Source organism: Deltaproteobacteria bacterium (assembly GCA_016183175.1).
Taxonomy (GTDB): domain Bacteria; phylum UBA10199; class UBA10199; order UBA10199; family SBBF01; genus JACPFC01.
On the sequence record JACPFC010000054.1, the window covers coordinates 67,963 to 82,860 of the forward strand.

Sequence of the window (14,898 nt, forward strand, 5' to 3'; positions counted from 1 at the left end):
TCGGTTCCATCGGAACTCGCGGTCTATTTGTCGCCACTCGAATTGTTGATTCTCTCTTGGCTTGTACCAGTTGGCGATGGGCACTAAGGTTGCGCTCAAACACACCGATGGAACCTCAAGCATCCATCCGAGACTGAATTGTTACAAAAATGATCTCCATAAAAGTAAAACGGGTGCGCGAGAGTCTCGATCCGCTCCCCCTCCCGGAATATCAGAGCGAACACGCCGCCGGGATGGATTTGATGGCCGATATCGAAGAGGCGATCCATCTCAAGCCCCTTGAGCGGCGCCTTGTCCCCACCGGTCTGGCCATCGAGCTTCCGCCCGGTTTCGAGGCGCAGATCAGGCCTCGAAGCGGGCTTGCCGTGAGACAGGGAATCACGCTTCTCAACTCGCCGGGGACCATCGATGCCGACTACCGGGGCGAGATTTGCGTGATTATCGTCAATCTGGGGAACGAACCGGTCGTTCTCAACCGGGGCGACCGCATCGCGCAGATGATCGTGGCGCCCGTTGCGAGAGCGGAACTTGTTGAAGTCGCCGACCTTAAAGAAAGCGGGCGCGGAAAAAACGGTTTCGGATCTACAGGATCGGGGGCTTTGCCGCTGGCGCCCGGGGTCCCCACCGAACGCCACCGGTTCGAGTGAGGTGGGGGCGGAAACTGATTCCGCTCCCAAGCCGCTTAATCCGCCACCGGCGGCGCGGCTTGGGAACCCTACCCCCCGTTCGCTCGCGTCCGCCTGAGGCGGAACGCTCGCTCACCATAGGGATTGGATATGCGGAAGAGCCAAAGAACCTTTCTTAAACTCCTTTTTTGCCTGTTTGGGCTTGTCCTTTTTTCGGGGTTGGGTTTTTTTGCGTTCACCCATCGCACTGCCGACAGCCTTCTTCCGTTTGGTCTTTGGGGGGGGTTCCTTTTTGTCCTTTATCTGGTTTTATTTTGGAGAATCTTTTCTTTTTTCCGCGAAAGCCGCCTTAAGGAGGAAACGCTCGAGCGGATGAGCACCCGTGACCTGGCCACCGGTTTGATGAACCGTCGGGGTTTTGAGGGGCTTGCGGGGCAGGAGATGGAAAGGGCCCGCCGAAAGGGGTATCCGGCCTCCCTTATTTTCGTCCGGGTGGAGCCGCTGGAGCTGATTACCAAGGATTTTGGGCGCCCGGCGGTGGATCACCTCCTTACCCAGATCGCCGAATTTTTAAAAAAGGCCTGCCGGAGCTACGACGGCGTCTTTGCCTACGACCGCGACACCTTTGCCGTTCTGCTTGCCGAGACCGGTTCCGACCAGCTCAAAAGCGTCGCCGGCAGGATCGAAAAAAAGATGATGCAAAAGGAATTTTCCATCGGCCGCTCCAAAGATGTCATCAAGCCGCACATCCATTACGGCCTTGCCACTTATCCCGCCCACGGGGAGGACTTGAAAGGGGTGGTCAGCCACGCCTTAAGCGGCCTGTTTGACGCCTCTTCCCCCAAATGATGCGTCGCGCCAAGTCCTGATCTTTTTAACGCATCGCTTCCAACCATTGATTTTTGGGCCTTTGCGGGGAGTTCAAGCCATGGTATCCTTGAGGTGCGAGGTGATATTTGAAAAACATTCTGATGCAACTGCTTCGGGCGGGCTTGTTGGTTCTTTTAATGACTGTTGTCTCGGTGGAGATCATCGCCAAGAGAAAGACCACCATCTCCGATCCGCCTCCCGAAGAGGATGAGGAAATTGAAGACATCGTGACGGTGTAGGCGAGCTCTTTTCAGCGTTAAAAGGCTTGTTTTTTCCGCTTCGCTTTAATATATCCACACCGTTCAAAATCCATGAAAATTCTTGTGATCGGTTCAGGCGGCAGAGAGCATGCCATCGTTTGGAAGCTTTCCCAAAGCCCAAAGGTGAAAAAAATCTGGTGCGCCCCCGGAAACGCCGGCATTGCGGGACTTGCCGAATGTGTGGATATTTCTTCGGAAGACATCGCCGGTTTGGCTGTTTTTGCAAAATCCAACGGCGTCGATCTGACGGTGGTCGGTCCGGAACTCCCCCTAAGCCTTGGTCTTGTGGACGAATTTGAAAGGGGGGGGCTTAAGGTCTTCGGCCCGCGCAAAAAGGCGGCCGTTCTTGAATCTTCCAAATGTTTCACAAAGGAATTTGCCTTAAGACACGGGATCCCGACGGCAGGATTCAGGATTTTCAGCGATCCGGTAGAAGTGCGAAAGGCGCTTTCCGAACAAACCTCGTTCCCGGTGGTTGTCAAGGCGGACGGCCTGGCGGGGGGAAAGGGGGTGGTGGTGGCGCGGGACGAGGCGGAGGCCGTCCGCGTGGTGGAGGATATGCTGGTCCATGAGAAATTCGGGCCGGCGGGAAGAAAGATAATTTTGGAAGAATTTCTCCCGGGCATCGAGGCCACTTTTATGGTTGTCGCCGATGGGGAGCAATTTCTTCCGTTCGAATCGTGTCAGGATCACAAAAGGGTCTTTGATAACGACGAAGGGCCGAACACAGGGGGGATGGGGGCGATCAGTCCCGCGGGAGTTGTCACAAAGGAGGTTCGCCGCAAGGTGATCGAAAAAATCATCGAGCCGACCTTGAGAGGATTGACGGTTGAAGACCGCCCTTATCGCGGCATTCTCTACGCCGGGTTGATGATTCGGGAGGACGAGCCTTATCTTATCGAATTCAACTGCCGGTTCGGCGACCCGGAGGCGCAGGCGATTCTTTTTCGCCTGGAGTCGGATCTGGTGGAGCTGATGGAGGCGGCCGGATCCGGCGGGCTTTCGGAATTTCCGATCCGGTTCTTAAAAGAGCCGTCGTGCTGTGTGGTGATGGCCTCCGGCGGATATCCCGGTTCTTTTGAGAAAGGGAAGCCGCCTGGCGGCAAGCCACCTGGTGGCAAGCCGATTTCCGGTCTTGAAAAAGTTTTGAAGATGAAGGATGTCCTTGTGTTTCACGCCGGAACGCGCAAAGAAGAGGGGCGCTTTTTAACCAACGGCGGGCGGGTTTTGGGGGTGACGGCGAGGGGGAAAGATTTGAAAAAGGCGCTGGATCGGGCCTATGAAGCTTGTGCGGCTATTTCGTGGGAGGGGGCGCATTATCGGAGAGATATTGGGAGGAGGGGATTATGACTCCACAAGTTGCCATCGTGATGGGGAGCGATTCGGATCTTCCGTCCATGCAGGAGGCGGAAAAGATTTTAAAGGAATTCGGCATTTCCGCAGAGACGCGAATTCTCTCGGCGCACCGGACGCCGGAACTGGCGGCCGAATACGCCAGGGAGGCCTCCAAAAAAGGGATCAAAATAATCATCGCCGGGGCGGGGATGGCCAATCACCTGGCGGGGGCGATGGCGGCGCATACGATTTTGCCGGTCATCGGGGTTCCGCTCGAAGGTTCTTCGTTGAACGGTCTGGACGCCCTGTTGTCCACCGTCCAGATGCCGCCGGGGATTCCGGTGGCCTGCGTGGCGGTCGGCAAGGCGGGGGCCAAAAACGCCGGTTTTTTGGCGGTGCAACTTCTGGCCCTTGAAGACAAAAATTTGGGAAAACGTCTGATTGAATATCGAAAGAAGGCGACAGCGGCGGTGGTGGAAAAGAACAAAAAATTGCAGGAAGAGCGGGGGTAAATCCCCCCGGCCCCCCTTTGCCAAAGGGGGGGGAGGGGGGATTTGATATGAGAAGATGTCCAGTCTTAACCGTGGCGCAGGCCGCTCGGATTGTCAGAAAGGGGGGCATTGTCGCCTATCCCACCGAAACATTTTATGGACTGGCGGCCAGGGCGGATAATCCGGATGCGGTAGGACGAGTTTTTGAAATAAAGGGGAGAGAAAAGGGAAAACCGGTTTCAATTTTGATCGACTCGCAACGAGAGCTCAAACGATGGGTCCGCGGGATCGGCCCCCGCGAGAAAAAATTGATCAGCCGTTTCTGGCCGGGGCCATTGACCCTCGTGTTTAAGGCGCGAAAGGGGGTGAACCAGTTTCTCACGGGAGGATCGGGAAAAATCGGCGTTCGAATCTCCTCCAACCCTGTTGCCCGGCGTCTGACCCGGCTTTCGGGCGGCGCCATCACCGCCACCAGCGCCAACCGGTCCGGACAAAAACCGGCGACAAGTGGCCTTTCGGCCCGGAGAAAATTGGGGAAAAAAATCGACGGCGTTGTTTCAGGCGGAAGATTAAAGAGATCGAAAGGATCAACTATTTTAGATGTATCCGGAAAGAAACTTAAAGTGATTCGTGAAGGCGAAATTGTCCTATGACTGATCCCAAAGTTTTTCCCTTTCGGGCGTACACTTATAATCCTCAAAAAGTGGGGGATATCTCCCGCGTGGTGACCCCTCCGTATGACGTGATCAACCCCGAAATGCAGAGGGATTTCTATCAACGGAGCGATTACAACTTTGTCCGGGTCGATCTGCCCCGCGAACCGGGGGATCTCCGTTACGAGGCGGCGAAGGCGACGTTTCAGGAATGGCTGAAGGGGGAAGTTCTCGTCCCTGACGCAAAGCCGGCGTTTTATTTTCATCACCAGACTTTCACTCTTGGGACACCGTCCCTTCCCGACAGCCGGCCGGTGACGCGCAAGGGCTTTTTCGGCGTTCGCAGAATTGAGGATTTTTCGGAAGGGGGCGTCAGACCTCATGAAAAGACGCTGGAAGGGCCCAAGGCCGACCGGCTCAAGCTGACCCGCGCGGTCCAGGCCCAGTTGTCCCCCGTTTTTACCCTTTATTCCGATCCGGGGAAAAGGGTCGATCACCTTGTCACCCGTTTAAAAGAGGGACAACCCCTTTTCGATTTTACGACGGTGGAGGGGGAACGTCATCAGGTCTGGCGCGAAACCGATCCGATTGTCTGCAAATTCGTGGGGGAATTTGTCTCGGACAAGCCGGTTTTTATCGCCGACGGGCACCATCGGTACGAAACGGCGCTTAACTACCGCGATGAATGCCGGAGAAATTTTCCTCCCGGGGAAGGGCTGGAGCCGTTCAACTATGTCCTCATGTATTTCACCAACCGTGACGACGAAGGGCTTATCATCCTCCCCATTCACCGGGCCCTCCATCATCTGGTCGATTTTGAGCTCGGCGATTTTATCCGCATGCTCCAGAAGCATTTCACCGTGACGCCCCTGGTTGGCGATGACTCCGCCACTGTCACCGCGCGCCTGGCGGAAGAGGGGGCGGATTCTCATGCCTTTGTTCTCGTCACCCGCGACCCCAAAAAATCTTTTCTTCTGGCCATGAAGAAGAGGGCCTGGCGTCATTCGCCCGTGGCGGCAAGGGTGCCGCCGTCGCTGGTGGATCTGGATGTTACTGTTTTGCACCGTCTGGTGTTCGAGGAGATCCTGCGCATTACTCCCCAAGCCCAGGCCGGCCAGGAAAACATCATTTACTGGAAAGACGCGCGAAAGGCCATCGACGAGACCCGGCGGGGAAATTGCGAAATCGCTTTTTTGCTTAATCCCACGCGCATCGAGGAGATGGAGACGGCCGCGCTGGCGGGCGAAAAGATGCCGCAAAAATCGACTTATTTCTACCCCAAAGTCCCCTCGGGGCTGGTGATCAATCCGCTGAACCCGAAGGAACGGTTGGGGTTTTGATTTGCGCTTGATTTGGGCGTTCATCGTCTTCTTGAGTCTCATCTTTGGCGCCGGCACTGGCCCTGCCAGCGGCCCTGCCGGTTCGGTTTCGGCCCGTAGCAAGACACTACCGACTTTATACAAGGCCGCTGTGGATGAGGCCCCGGCAATCGTTGCCATCAAGTATCTGGGGGAATACAAAGATAGCTTCGGCATGAAGGATCCCGAAACCGAATTGACGCCAATCGAAGAAAAAACGGACCGCCTTGGCTTCAGGCAGATGAAATACCGGCAGATCTATCAGGGCGTTCCCGTGCTGGGCGCCCAACTGCGCGTGGGCTTAAACGAGGCGAATGAACTCAAATCGATCGGCGGGCGCTTTGCGCCCGGGCTTTCGGTGGATGTGACGCCAAAACTGTCGTCGGACGAGGCGGGAAAAATTCTCAAAAGGCTTTTGATGAAGGAACGCCCTTTTGTCCGTCTGGACTTGAAAGAACCCACATTGAAAATACTCGACCGCTCTCTGTTCAACAGAAAGATCGTGGGAGTTCATCTGGTCTGGGAGATTCCAATCAAAGGGGTCGTCAAGAATAAGCCGGCCCTTTATGAAAAAATTTATCTCGACGCGCACACGGGGTCGATTGTGTTTCGGTATCCTTATGTCGCCCGCGCCTTTTCCGCCGATGTTTACGACGCGAATTCGGCCTGGTTGCTCCCCGGCGATCTTGTCATCACGGGGGATTTCACTGCCGGCGCCGATGCCGAGGCGGATTTAGCCTACGGATATGCCAAAGAGGCTTATCAATACTTTTTTGACAAACATGGGTTGGACGGCTGGGACAACAACGGGGCGAAATTGGGGGTGACGGTTCACTATGACGATGGGTACCGGGCCTGGTCCGGGGCGGCCGGTTGCGGCAACAGCTATGCCCTTGGGTCGGAGAATATGCTGGTTTTTTGTGAAAACATGGTGGCACGGGATGTGCTGGGCCATGAATACACGCACGGTGTCACCTACAATTCAAGCAATCTTTTTCTGGCCTATGAACCGGGGGCCTTGAACGAGTCGTATTCGGATATCTTCGGTTCCAGCCTCGACGGCAACTGGTCCATTGGAGAAGAGGCCGATTATCCGACGCCCAGCCGGGACATGGCCGATCCGACCGCCTATGGCCAGCCGGACAGGGTCTCTTCATCCCTTTTTTCCTGCGAGAATGCGCTCTCCGCCGAAACCGATTACGGCGGCATCCATATCAACTCGGGGGTCCCCAACAAGGCGGCTTATTTGATGGCGGAGGGAGGGAGTTTCAACGGCGTCACGGTCACCGGCATCGGGAGGGAAAAGATGGAGGCGATTCACTATCGGGCCCTTACCACCAAGCTGATCGAGGTCTCCAATTTTCAGGACGACTATGAGGCGCTTGTTGCCTCGTGCGAGGAGTTGATCGGGACTGGCAGTATCGCCGATGCCGATTGCGCCGAGGTGGAATCGGCGCTCAAGGCCGTTGAGATGGATACGGAGCCATGCGTCAGCACAAGCGGGGAGGCGGAAAGCGGGGGGACGACGATCACCGGGGCGTCGGAACCGGGGGATGAGGTGGAAGATTCGCCAGTTGACGTGGGAGACGACGGAACGGCGGGCGGGGGAACTTCCGGCTCCGGGGCTTCCGCGGGGGGCTCCTCTTCGAACGGCGGGGGTTGCTCGCTGGGGCGGTAGTCAGCCCAGCGCCGAAAGGATGATCTCCTTGAGCGATTCCCTGGGGACAACCCCGACCGATTGCTGAAAAACCTTTCCCCCCTTGAAAAGAAGAATGGTGGGAATGCCGCGGATGCCGAAGCGGGCGGCGGTTTCCGGGTTTTCGTCCACATTCAGCTTGAAGACATTTATTTTGCCCTGAAATTCATTGGCGAGATCGTCAATCACCGGGGCCAGCGCCTTGCAGGGGCCGCACCAGACCGCCCAGAAATCGACAAGGGCCGGAAGGGATGAACCAAGCACCTCCGCCTCGAAATTGTCATCGGTCGCCGTTTTTACATGTTGTCCCGACATTTTGTTTTTATCCGACGATTTTTTGCCAAAATCAAGAATTTTGTTGGCCTTGACGCAACCCGTCGAGTCCATTAAAAAGAGAAATAGCATGCCGCCGACAATCAGCTATTCCAGCGGTTTTCTCGTCGTTTTGGCCGTTTATATTGCGGCCACCCTTCTCTATTGCCTTCGTTCCATATTCGGCCCTAAAATTCTTTCGGCCATCGCCCTCCGGGTGACCATTGGGGGGCTTTTGATCCATGCCGTTTTTCTCATCCGCCATTTTTTCCTTCAAGGATATCCTTTTCTTGTCAGCCCCTTTGAGAGCCTCCAACTGGTGAGCCTCTGCGTGGTTCTGACCTTTGTCCTTCTCTGTTTTTCGCACCGTTTTTTTGCGGCGGGGCTGATTCTTCTGCCGGTGGGGCTGGTCTTCAACATCTTGAGTCTCACCGCGCTGGTCCGCTACCGGGCGCCCGGGTATTTTCTGGAAAATCCGTGGGCCTTTATCCATCTGGTTTTTGTCTTCATCGCCTCGGCCGTCTTCATGGTGAGTTTTGTCGTCGGATTGATTTACCTTGTGCAGGAGCGCCGGATCAAACACAAGAAAACAGGAGGGCTCTTCGACCGACTGCCCCCGCTGGAAATTCTGGATCTGGTTCATTATCGCTCGCTCTACATCGGGTTTGTTTTTTTCACCGTGGGGATCATCACCGGCGGGGGATGGTCCAAGTCGATCGTGGGGGTCTATGTCACCGGCAGTCTGAAAGAGCTGATCTCGTTTGCGGCCTGGATCTTTTTTGCCCTCTTTTTGAATCTGCGCGTCTCACGTGGATGGGTGGGGAGGAGGGGAATTCTCCTTTCCAGCGTCGGATTCGCGGCGGTGATTTTTTTACTCACGTGGGTGCAGAGGATGTAGGTTATGGAGCACATTGTCGTCGGTCTGAATCATAAAACAGCTCCCGTATCGTTGCGGGAGAAGCTCGCGGTTACGCCTTCCCGTCTCGACGCGGCGCTCAAACAGCTTGTCTCTCTTGAACCGGTGGCGGAGGGGCTGATTGTCTCCACCTGCAACCGGATGGAGGTCTACGCCGTGGCGCGGGACGCCTCCACCTGTACTCGCGAGATCAAAAATTTTGTCGCCGATCTGAACCATCTCCGTCTCGATTCCCTCGAACCCTGCCTCTACGAATACCGGGAACTCGACGCCGTCCGTCATGTCTTTCGGGTGGCCGCCAGCCTCGATTCGTTGGTCGTGGGGGAGGCGCAGATTTCGGGGCAGGTGAAAGAGGCCTATCAAAAGGCGCTGGCCGCAAGGACGACGGGACTGTTTTTGAATCGGCTGATGCACCGCGCCTTTTTTGTGGCCAAAAAAATCCGCACCGACACCAAAATTTCGGAAAAGAAGGTTTCCATCGGGTCGGCCGCCGTGGAGCTGGCCAAAAAAATTTTCGGCGACCTGGCCAAAAAAAAGGTGGCGTTGATCGGGGCGGGGGAGATTGCCGAGCTGGTTTTGGGGTATCTGGAGTCGGAAGGGGTTTATGATGTCTCCATTTTAAACCGGAGCCTGGAAAAAGCCGAGGGGCTGGCCTCCATGGGGCTTGGCCGGGCCTATTCGCTGGATCGGCTGGAGGAGGTGCTGGCGGTCTCCGATGTGGTCATCGCCTCCGTTTCGGCCCCGGAGCCGATTCTCAAGAAGGAAAAAACGGCGGGATTGATGAGCCTTCGGAAACACCGGCCGATTTTTTTCATCGACCTGGGGGTCCCGCGCAATCTCGATCCCTCCATCCATTCGCTTCCCAATGTCTATTTATACAATATCGACGATCTTCAGGGGGTGGTCGATTCGAACCGGATGATCCGGTTGGCGGAAGCGGTGAAAGCGGAGGATCTGATTGAAAAAGAGGCTTCGCAATTTTATGAATCCGTGGTACGCCAGACGCCGACCATCGCCGCGCTGGGAAAGAAGTTCGACTATATCCGCCGGCGCGAGCTGGACTGCAGTTTAAGCCGTCTGGGCCATCTGTCGGAAGCGGACAGAAAGGCGATGGAAAAATGCACCGAGGCGATCATCGACAAAATTCTGCACGACCCGGTGCTGATATTGAAATCGGAGGATTCCATGCGCCGCGACAGCCGGGTCCACGAAATTTTAAAGAAGCTGTTTCGGTTGGATGACGAATGAGAGGAAGCGAACCATCGGGCTTTGCCCGTGGTTCGCGCGGGGTTTGGGGCCATTTGAGGCCCGAAATCCACGACGCGAGTCAAGCCTAAGCTTTGCTTAGGCGCGAAGCAAATTCGGAGTGAAACGGAGAATTTGCGGAGTAAAAATAGCATCGACCGGGCCGAAAGGGCCCCAAATTTAATGCCCCGTTATAAGTCTCTTCCGAAAACAAAGGCCAAAAAAACCGACGAATTTGTCTCGGCGGTCGATCATGCCGTCCGGTTTCTGGGGCAATACAAAAAAGTTGTCTTTCTCGCGATTGTTGCCGGATTGTTGGGGGGCTTGGGTTATCTGATGGTCGGACAAAAAAAGGAAGGCAATCTGTCCCGGCTGAACGCCCTTTTTTTTCAGGCCGGGGAGGCCAAAGAGAGTCAGGAGGAAAAATATCGGGAGATTTACAAGGGGTACGGGCGGTATCCTTTGGCCTCCACGGCGAGGATTTTTCTGGTTGACCAATACCTCAAGCGGGGAAAAAACGACGAGGCGCTCGGCGAATTGACCTCTGCCTCCGAATCGGGGTTTTCACTCCTTGCCCCCCTTTTGCGTTTCAGCAGGGCGGAGCTTCTCTGGCAGATGGGAAAGGCCGAAGAGGCGTTGAAATATCTGGATGAAGCGGAAGGCCAATCGGGCGATATGGGGGGAGAGATTCAATTTCTCAAGGGGCGGATTTTGCAGAGCCAGGGCAAAAAAGAGGAGGCCAGGAACGTCTATTTGCAGATTCTCGATCTGACGGCGGATGATCCTTTTTTGCGCAAGGAAGTGGAAGGTCAGCTCGTTTTGTTGAATTTGTCTTCTTAAGGGATGCGATGAAACAAAATTTTTTTTGCGGGGCTTTGGCCCTCTTTATTCTCGCGCCTGTTGCCGCAACGGCAAAAAGTGGCAACGCCACTGGCGGCGGCAACGCCACTGGCGGTGGCGGCGCCAGAAAAATTTTTTCCACGCTCTGGACCCGGTCGCTCAAAACCGGGTCCTCGGCCAAACGGCACTTTCCCGAATCCGCCTCGCCGTATTCCGCAAACGGCAGGGTGTTCACCGGGACTCATTCCTCCATTTTTTACGCCGTCAGCGAATCGGACGGCAAAATTCTCTGGACTTACCGGTCCAACGGCCCGATCGCCTCCCGGCCCATTGCCGACGATGCGACCGTTTATTTCGGCAACAACAAGGGGACCATCTACGCGCTCGACGCCTCTTCGGGGGCAAAACGGTGGGAATATTTTGTCGGCGGCGAGGTGCTGGCCCAGCCGGCCCTTCGAGGGGGTTCCCTTTATGTGGTGACCACCAGCCGTGAGGTTTATGGTCTTGATGCGGAAAGCGGGGCGGAAAAATGGAATGCCGCCATCAAGGGTTTTGAAAATGAATTCACCATGCGCGGCAGTTCGCCGGTGGTTGTGAGCGGAGACCGCCTCTATATCGGTTTTGCCGACGGACAGGTGGTTGCCCTGTCTTCCGGAAGCGGGTCGCTTGTCTGGAGCCGCGATCTGGCGGAGGGAAACCCCGTTTTCAAGGACGTGGACGCGGCGGTTCTTGTCGATGGCGGATCGCTCTACGTGGTCGGTTATTTCGGCGCTCTGGTCCGGCTGTCCCCGGGCTCCGGTCAGGTCCTGTGGAAGAAGGAAATCCGAAGCGGCGCCGATATCGCTACGGATGAAACCACTCTTTATCTCGCCTCGGCCGATGGAAAAGCGGTTGCCTTCGACAAATCAAGCGGTGTCCGCCGCTGGGAGGTCGCTCTTGACGCAGGGACGCTCTCCGCGCCGGTTGTCATCGGCAATCATGTCCTTCTCGGCGCCGAAAACGGCAAGGGATACGTATTCGATAAAAAGGACGGCAAGGTCCTTCAAACCCTTCCGATATCCGGCGGGGTCTGGGGGAATCCATCCCTGGGAGCCTCGCGTGCTTATCTTCTCTCCGGAAGCGGCAAAATTTATTCCCTGCAAAGCGCGTCTCTTCTTTGACCGCTCATCATCCAGTCGACGGAATTGGCCAGAAAGGGGGCCTCTTCGGGATTCATGTTCTTTGACAAAAGGAAACCGATGATATCGGCCTTTTTGCCGGAGACGAGCGAGCCGATTTCATCCTGAAGGCCCAACGCCCTTGCCCCATTGAGCGTTGCGGCTTTCAGAATCTGAAGCGCCGTCAACGCGGGAAATTTTTTGCGGACGCGCCTCAACTCCTTAAGAAAATCGAGATCGGTGTTGCCGGCAATGCTGTCGGTGCCGAGTGCGACGTTGATCCCCTGGGCCAGATATTCAGCGAGAGGAAAAGATTCATGGCCAAAGTACTCATGCGAGCCGGGGCAGTGGACGATCGAAAGCGAGCGCTTTTTGATTCGCTCAAGATCTTCCGGCGTCAGATAATTTCCATGAACGATCAACAGTTTTTCAAGCGGCAGATTTTGTTTTTCCAGGTAGTCGAGCCCGCTTTTTCCTTGGTGTCTTATGTCATGCCTCCTTTCGCGGATAAACCGGGCCAATACCCCCTTTTCGGTCCGGAAATATTCCTCTTCCGTTTTGCTTTCCGCCAGATGGCAGGAGAGGGGGGCCGGTTGTTCCGTTAATACGCGGCGAAGCGTATCGGGATCCACGGCATGAACGGAGTGGGGGGAAGCGTGAAGGGTGAAACGTGAAGCGGATTGGCTGAATTCCTTTTGCCTGTTTTTGAATGTGGCATAAATGTCTTCGCTCACTTCGGGGAGCACCCCCAGCACTTCTCCAAACAGTCTGCCTTTCAGCGGTGATTTAACGATGGCTTCCAACGGGGTGTTGAAGCTGATGTGGTCGCCGATACAGGTGACACCGGAGTGCATCAGCCTGGCTATGCCCTTTTTGATGCCGTCGATTTTTTCATCTTCAGTCAGGCTGTTTTTCCGGATGACCAGTTCTTTGATCCAGCTCACAAAAAAATCCCCCCTTTCCCCCCCTTTGTCAAAGGGGGGAGGGGGGGGCTTTATCGGTCCGATCGCCGTCAATTCCAAATGGCAATGTGCGTTCACAAATCCCGGCAAAAGAACCATCTTCCCCAGATCGATAAAATCCTCCCCCTTTTCCTGCATCGATAAGACAAACTCGTCGCCAACAGCATGAATCACGCCGTCACGGACGCAGAGATATCCCGGCGACAAATTCGGCCCTTCGATGGGGATGATGTGGGAGGATTTAAGGAACAACTGGATGGGTCTAGGGTTTAGCCACTAGGGTTTAGGGTTTCTGCTGTTGTTACCCTGGACCCTAGTCCCTAACCCCTAGGCCCTGCTGTAAAACGTATCCCTCTCGTAGGGCTCCAGCCCCGCCTCGCGGATAATTCGAATCATTTTTTCTTTCTCTAATCCCACCTCCTGCGGACAGCCGGCGAGGCGGACGACATTTTCCTCGATCAACAGACTCCCCAGATCGTCCGCGCCGAAGTGAAGGCCGATCTGGGCGACCTTTGTCCCTTGTGTGAGAAGCGAAACCTGGATGTGGTCAAAGTTGTCCAGGTAAATACGGGAGAGGGCGAGGAGCCGCAGATATTCGTACGGCGTGGCCGGTTTGACATCCGAATTTCGTTTAATCCGCGGATGCAGGGCGGTATTTTCAGGCTGAAAAGTCCAGGGGACAAACGAAATAAACCCGCCGGTTTTATCCTGCAGAGTTCGAAGTTTGTCGAGGTGTTCGATCCGGTCCTCCCACGTTTCGATATGCCCCATCATCATCGTGGCGCTCGAGCGAAGGCCGATCCGGTGGAGCGCCTCCATGATATCGAGCCACTGTTGCGAATTGCATTTTCCGGTCATGATTTGATCACGCACGGCATCCACCAAAATTTCAGCGCCACCTCCCGGCATCGAGGCAAGACCGGCCTCTTTGAGCCGCATGATGGATTCTTCGTATGAAATGCCGGCCTTTGTCGAGACGTGGTGGATTTCCGGCGGCGAAAAGGCATGGATGTGAATGACGGGGTGCTTTTTTTTGATATGGGAAACCAGATGAACATAGTCGTCGATGGTGTGGTCCGGATGAAGTCCTCCCTGCATGAGGATCCGGCGGCTTCCCAGCGCCAGCACCTCTTCGATCTTTTGATCGATTTCGGCATAAGTCAGATTGTACGATTCTTTGTGCCGGGTCGTGGGACGGTAAAAGGCGCAAAAGTTGCATCGCGCCGTGCAGACATTCGTGTAGTTAATGTTCCGGTCAATGAGATAGGCGGCCTTTTTGCCGTTTTTCCCCCGGGCGATTTCCCGAGCCCGTCTGCCGAGTAAGAGAAAATCGGCGTTTAAGGCGAGTTCGAGGGCCTCTGCGGGATAAATACGCTGGCCGGATTCGATTTTGTGACAGACCTGGTTCACAATTTCCTTTTTTCCTTCAATAAGCCGATCTCAAAAGAGAGATCCTGAAATTTCTCCATCCCCTCAAGGCTTTTGAGGGTGATGTCGTATTGGATGCTCTTTGTCAGATAGCATCTCGTTCGGTCAAGCGGAAGATCATGCAGACTACGGACAATTTCCTCCCTTTTGGCCAGTCCCTCATTCTTGGCCGCAATGAGAACGCCAAGCATCTCCCGCGAGAGCGGTTTTCGGGAAATCCAGGCGGCATAGACGAAGGGAAGTCCTGTTTGTTTGGTCCACTCCTCGCCCAGGTCGAGACGTTTGTACCCCGGTTCGTTAAAGAAAAGGGCTTTGTCGCCGATGTAAAGGAGTGAATCGTGGATCCCTCCAAACTGCCAGCGGGCAGGCGTGGATCGTGGATCGAGGTGGATGAGATCACGCTTCCAAAAAACTGAATATATAACTTTAAATAATGCTATAGATGTTACTGATTCTTCAGAATATTTTATAGATTTAATACCCGATGGGTGACGCAGATTCTCGCGGTAGAAGAGGGCGACGCTTTCCACGGGGCCGCACGATTGAATCACCCCCGCCTCATACGCTGCCTGCCACGAGGGATTTTTAAAAAAACTGAAAATGGGAAGGAGGGCGACATCCAATTCTCCTGCACCCATTTTTTCCTCAAGTTCCCTGGGGGCGCCAAAGACCACCGTCTGCGTCAGATAGCGAACGAGAGGGAGAGTGTTAATGTAAGGGGGGGCGCCAATTTTTAACATGAGTAACCG

At 55.2% G+C, this 14,898-nt stretch carries 14 protein-coding genes and 1 pseudogene; 11 read left to right on the forward strand and 4 right to left on the reverse strand.

Features of this window, described 5'->3' with window-relative positions; all coding sequences use genetic code 11:
• Nucleotides 1-149: 149 nt before the first annotated feature.
• The 7 genes and pseudogenes from dut (at nucleotide 150) to HYU99_06620 (ending at nucleotide 7,271) form a co-directional block, all read left to right on the forward strand.
• Nucleotides 150-647 (forward strand): dUTP diphosphatase, encoded by a 498-nt coding sequence (gene dut / locus HYU99_06590; GenBank protein ID MBI2340012.1) that lies wholly within the window; start codon nucleotides 150-152, stop codon nucleotides 645-647.
• 129 nt (nucleotides 648-776) lie between these two features.
• A complete protein-coding gene (locus HYU99_06595; GenBank protein ID MBI2340013.1) occupies nucleotides 777-1,475 on the forward strand; it encodes a diguanylate cyclase in 699 nt (232 codons plus the stop codon).
• Between the two features lie 107 nt (nucleotides 1,476-1,582).
• Nucleotides 1,583-1,735, forward strand: coding sequence for a hypothetical protein (locus HYU99_06600; GenBank protein ID MBI2340014.1), 153 nt, complete (start codon nucleotides 1,583-1,585; stop codon nucleotides 1,733-1,735).
• 72 nt (nucleotides 1,736-1,807) lie between these two features.
• Nucleotides 1,808-3,603 (forward strand): annotated as a pseudogene (purD, locus tag HYU99_06605) (phosphoribosylamine--glycine ligase).
• A 47-nt stretch (nucleotides 3,604-3,650) separates the two neighbouring features.
• On the forward strand, nucleotides 3,651-4,235 hold the full coding sequence (locus HYU99_06610) for a threonylcarbamoyl-AMP synthase (GenBank protein MBI2340015.1): 585 nt from the start codon (nucleotides 3,651-3,653) through the stop codon (nucleotides 4,233-4,235).
• Nucleotides 4,232-5,575: a DUF1015 domain-containing protein gene (locus tag HYU99_06615; protein ID MBI2340016.1), complete on the forward strand. Its 1,344-nt coding sequence runs from the start codon at nucleotides 4,232-4,234 to the stop codon at nucleotides 5,573-5,575. The genes HYU99_06610 and HYU99_06615 overlap by 4 nt, the downstream gene beginning before the upstream one ends.
• A 7-nt stretch (nucleotides 5,576-5,582) precedes the next feature.
• Entirely contained in the window at nucleotides 5,583-7,271 is a 1,689-nt protein-coding gene (locus HYU99_06620; protein MBI2340017.1) for a M4 family metallopeptidase, read from the forward strand.
• Here the strand turns inward: HYU99_06620 and trxA are convergent, their stop codons facing one another.
• Nucleotides 7,272-7,604 (reverse strand): thioredoxin, encoded by a 333-nt coding sequence (trxA, locus tag HYU99_06625; GenBank protein MBI2340018.1) that lies wholly within the window; start codon nucleotides 7,602-7,604, stop codon nucleotides 7,272-7,274. It abuts the gene before it with no gap.
• A gap of 88 nt (nucleotides 7,605-7,692) precedes the next feature.
• Between trxA and ccsA the strand changes: the two genes are divergently transcribed.
• The 4 genes from ccsA (at nucleotide 7,693) to HYU99_06645 (ending at nucleotide 11,762) form a co-directional block, all read left to right on the forward strand.
• Nucleotides 7,693-8,499: a cytochrome c biogenesis protein CcsA gene (gene ccsA / locus HYU99_06630; GenBank protein MBI2340019.1), complete on the forward strand. Its 807-nt coding sequence runs from the start codon at nucleotides 7,693-7,695 to the stop codon at nucleotides 8,497-8,499.
• Nucleotides 8,500-8,502: 3 nt separating this feature from the next.
• Nucleotides 8,503-9,765 carry a glutamyl-tRNA reductase gene (locus tag HYU99_06635; protein ID MBI2340020.1) on the forward strand — a complete coding sequence of 421 codons (1,263 nt, stop codon included), beginning with the start codon at nucleotides 8,503-8,505 and terminating at the stop codon, nucleotides 9,763-9,765.
• Between the two features lie 180 nt (nucleotides 9,766-9,945).
• Nucleotides 9,946-10,602, forward strand: a complete 657-nt coding sequence (locus HYU99_06640; protein ID MBI2340021.1) for a tetratricopeptide repeat protein — start codon at nucleotides 9,946-9,948, stop codon at nucleotides 10,600-10,602.
• A gap of 8 nt (nucleotides 10,603-10,610) precedes the next feature.
• Nucleotides 10,611-11,762 (forward strand): PQQ-binding-like beta-propeller repeat protein, encoded by a 1,152-nt coding sequence (locus HYU99_06645; protein MBI2340022.1) that lies wholly within the window; start codon nucleotides 10,611-10,613, stop codon nucleotides 11,760-11,762.
• Here HYU99_06645 and HYU99_06650 read toward each other — a convergent pair.
• The 3 genes from HYU99_06650 to HYU99_06660 form a co-directional block, all read right to left on the reverse strand.
• Complete coding sequence (locus HYU99_06650) at nucleotides 11,732-12,973, reverse strand: amidohydrolase family protein (protein MBI2340023.1); 1,242 nt, start codon at nucleotides 12,971-12,973, stop codon at nucleotides 11,732-11,734. The two genes, HYU99_06645 and HYU99_06650, sit on opposite strands and share 31 nt — an antisense overlap.
• A 75-nt stretch (nucleotides 12,974-13,048) precedes the next feature.
• Entirely contained in the window at nucleotides 13,049-14,131 is a 1,083-nt protein-coding gene (gene mqnC / locus HYU99_06655) for a dehypoxanthine futalosine cyclase (protein MBI2340024.1), read from the reverse strand.
• Complete coding sequence (locus HYU99_06660) at nucleotides 14,128-14,889, reverse strand: hypothetical protein (GenBank protein ID MBI2340025.1); 762 nt, start codon at nucleotides 14,887-14,889, stop codon at nucleotides 14,128-14,130. Before HYU99_06660 ends, mqnC begins: the two co-directional genes overlap by 4 nt.
• Nucleotides 14,890-14,898 lie beyond the last annotated feature (9 nt).

Excerpts from the sequence above, each read along its gene's own strand:
- HYU99_06640 (MBI2340021.1), top strand. The coding sequence starts at position 9,946 with ATGCCCCGTTATAAGTCTCTTCCGAAAACAAAGGCCAAAAAAACCGAC.
- HYU99_06615 (MBI2340016.1), top strand. The coding sequence starts at position 4,232 with ATGACTGATCCCAAAGTTTTTCCCTTTCGGGCGTACACTTATAATCCT.
- dut (MBI2340012.1), top strand. The coding sequence starts at position 150 with ATGATCTCCATAAAAGTAAAACGGGTGCGCGAGAGTCTCGATCCGCTC.
- HYU99_06645 (MBI2340022.1), top strand. The coding sequence starts at position 10,611 with ATGAAACAAAATTTTTTTTGCGGGGCTTTGGCCCTCTTTATTCTCGCG.
- trxA (MBI2340018.1), bottom strand. The coding sequence starts at position 7,604 with ATGTCGGGACAACATGTAAAAACGGCGACCGATGACAATTTCGAGGCG.
- HYU99_06660 (MBI2340025.1), bottom strand. The coding sequence starts at position 14,889 with ATGTTAAAAATTGGCGCCCCCCCTTACATTAACACTCTCCCTCTCGTT.
- ccsA (MBI2340019.1), top strand. The coding sequence starts at position 7,693 with ATGCCGCCGACAATCAGCTATTCCAGCGGTTTTCTCGTCGTTTTGGCC.
- HYU99_06635 (MBI2340020.1), top strand. The coding sequence starts at position 8,503 with ATGGAGCACATTGTCGTCGGTCTGAATCATAAAACAGCTCCCGTATCG.
- HYU99_06610 (MBI2340015.1), top strand. The coding sequence starts at position 3,651 with ATGAGAAGATGTCCAGTCTTAACCGTGGCGCAGGCCGCTCGGATTGTC.
- HYU99_06595 (MBI2340013.1), top strand. The coding sequence starts at position 777 with ATGCGGAAGAGCCAAAGAACCTTTCTTAAACTCCTTTTTTGCCTGTTT.